Source organism: Rickettsia endosymbiont of Ixodes scapularis, from assembly GCF_000160735.1.
GTDB lineage: Bacteria > Pseudomonadota > Alphaproteobacteria > Rickettsiales > Rickettsiaceae > Rickettsia > Rickettsia tamurae.
This window is the reverse complement of sequence record NZ_CM000770.1, coordinates 152,282-154,780: the sequence shown is the minus strand read 5'-3', so window position 1 is coordinate 154,780 and position 2,499 is coordinate 152,282. Positions and strand designations below refer to the sequence as shown.

Sequence of the window (2,499 nt, the reverse complement as noted above, 5' to 3'; positions counted from 1 at the left end):
ATCTAAAAAAGCCTTGGAATCTAAGTCACTTTTAGCATCGGATATTGATGAAACTTTTAATAATATTAGAGCTATTTATGCTTTTAACCATCAAATAAAGAAAATTGCCGATTTTGATACTAAATTACAAAACTATTTAATATACTGCAAAACCCGTTTAAAAATCCGGGCTTTATTCTTTGCGATTTCAATAGCCGTTATATTTCTTGCGATTACTTTAGTCGTTTGGATCGGAGCTTCAGATATAGTGAAAGGTCATTTATCTGCCGGTCAAATTATATCATTTATTTATTATGCAATCATTGCCGGAGTTAGCTGTAGCGGTATTTTTGAGCTACTAAGCGAAATGCATTTACCTGTTACAGCCCTTGAGAGAATAATTACAATTATAGATAAGACACCTATAGAACATAATAATTATTTAGAATTAAATAATTCCGATCCAATCTCGATAGAATTTAAAAATGTCGATTTTACCTATCATTCAAGACCTAATTTAAGGATTATTAATAATATGTCTTTGAAGATAAATGCCAATAAGTTTCTTGGTATTGTAGGTAGATCAGGTGCAGGAAAAAGTACTTTGATGCAGTTACTGCTGCGTTTTTACCGGCAAGAAAGCGGCACTATCCTTATTAACAATCAAGATACAATTCTTTTAAATCCTGCCGAAATTCGTAAATTAATTGCCTATGTTCCCCAAGAAGCTAGCATTTTTTCCGGCACTATAAGGTCCAATATTATATTCGGTAATAATGAAGCAAGCGACGACGAAATAAATGAGATAATAAAAATTACGGGAATAGAAGAATTTGCTGCTAAACTTCATGACGGTATAAATGCTAAAATCGGTGAAAGAGGGGTTAGATTATCAGGAGGACAGAAACAAAGAATAGCTATTGCTAGAGCATTACTACGCATGCCGCAAATTTTGCTTCTTGATGAGGCAATGAGTGCTTTAGATACGATAAGCGAACAGAAATTATTAAATGCTATAAAAAAAATAATGAAAGGGAAAATTATTATATCAATTGCCCATCGAATTAGTAGTATAGAATCAGCTGATCGTATTTTAGTAATAGATAAAGGAATAGTAGCAGCTAGCGGAACGCATAATGATTTATCTAAAAATTCAGAAATCTATCGCAATATCTGTAGAGAGCACAGTTAACAATATAAAAAGGGTATGTCATTCCTGCGAAAGCAGGAATCCAGTCAACCTTAATGTCATACCACGACTTGATCGTGGTATCTTAGGACATAATCTGTGAAACAAGATCCCATGGTCAAGCCACAGTATGACACTAAACGCTTTTTACTTGATTCCCGCTTTCGCGGGAATGACAATAAAGTAGATAATTGATATATTTGTTACAATAAAAGTTCCTTAGTATAAAAAAATTTAAATGTTTAATATAATTTAGCTTGAAAGCTGCCTTGGCTTTGTTATAATCGTAATTACAAAACAAAAAATGTTTACAAAATGAAAAATTTATTAAAGATTTTATTAATTCTAGCTTTCGCAACCCCAGTATTTGCTTCATCAATGCAAATGCCTAACCCAGCTTCAGTTACAACAACCCAAATACAAGCTATGAGTACTGACGATCAACAAGCTTGGGTTGCTAGTTTACAGCAGATCAGTATAATATGTTAAGTCCTGATGTTCAAAAGTGGGTAATGGAGAATACTACCGATGCTCAAAAACAAGCTTTAGGAATTAATCAGTAATATTTTAATTAATTGATATATGTTAGGAATAATTATTCTTAACATATATCACTAAAAGTTTCTGCTTTCACTTCCTTTCAGTCTTCCTGTTATCGTGTCATGTATATACTCATTGATAAATAAAAATTGCTAGATGAGTATAAATATTCATTTATTCTTTCTTTTTCAACAATACTTTGCTAAAACAACCTAAAACTAACAATTACTTATGAAATTACTTATTACCGTAATCATCATGGAAATACTCGCTGGAGCGGAAATAGATTTATTCGTTCCAAGTTTCCCTGAAATACAAGATACATTTAACCTTTCAACTTTTATGACGGAACTACTACTCGGTGTAAATCTAACCGCTTATTGTATTACTTCGCTTATAATCGGTAATTTAGGAGATAGATATGGATGCAGACCGATTATTATACTCGGTTTACTGATTTTTAATCTTGGTAGTTTATTTTGTGTATTTGCAAATAATTATGAAGCTATATTATTTGGAAGATTTTTGCAAGGATGCGGGATATCATCGGTTGCAGTGCTAGTATATGTTGTTCTTGCCGATATTTATTCGGTACAAGAACAGCAAAGATTAATGGGCATTTTAAAACGGCACTATTGCTCTTTCTATGGCAATAGCACCGGTTATAGGTAGCTACATCAATTTATTTTGGGGCTGGGGCGTGGCAATTTTGTTTTGTTGCTTATAGTAGGTTTGATTAGTCTAGTTCTTGGTATATTATTTATTCCAAAAAGAGAAGTTAATAAAAAAAA

Annotated in this window: 1 protein-coding gene and 2 pseudogenes; all 3 read left to right on the top strand. The window is 32.2% G+C overall.

Annotated elements, in window-relative coordinates; translation table 11 throughout:
- Positions 1 to 1,171, top strand: a 1,171-nt coding sequence (locus REIS_RS00760) for an ABC transporter ATP-binding protein (RefSeq protein WP_008579346.1), incomplete at its 5' end; no start/stop codon positions are given.
- Positions 1,172 to 1,483: 312 nt separating this feature from the next.
- Positions 1,484 to 1,731, top strand: a pseudogene (locus REIS_RS00755) (DUF2673 domain-containing protein).
- Positions 1,732 to 1,939: 208 nt separating this feature from the next.
- A pseudogene (locus REIS_RS00750) lies at positions 1,940 to 2,499 on the top strand (MFS transporter); the annotation flags it as partial.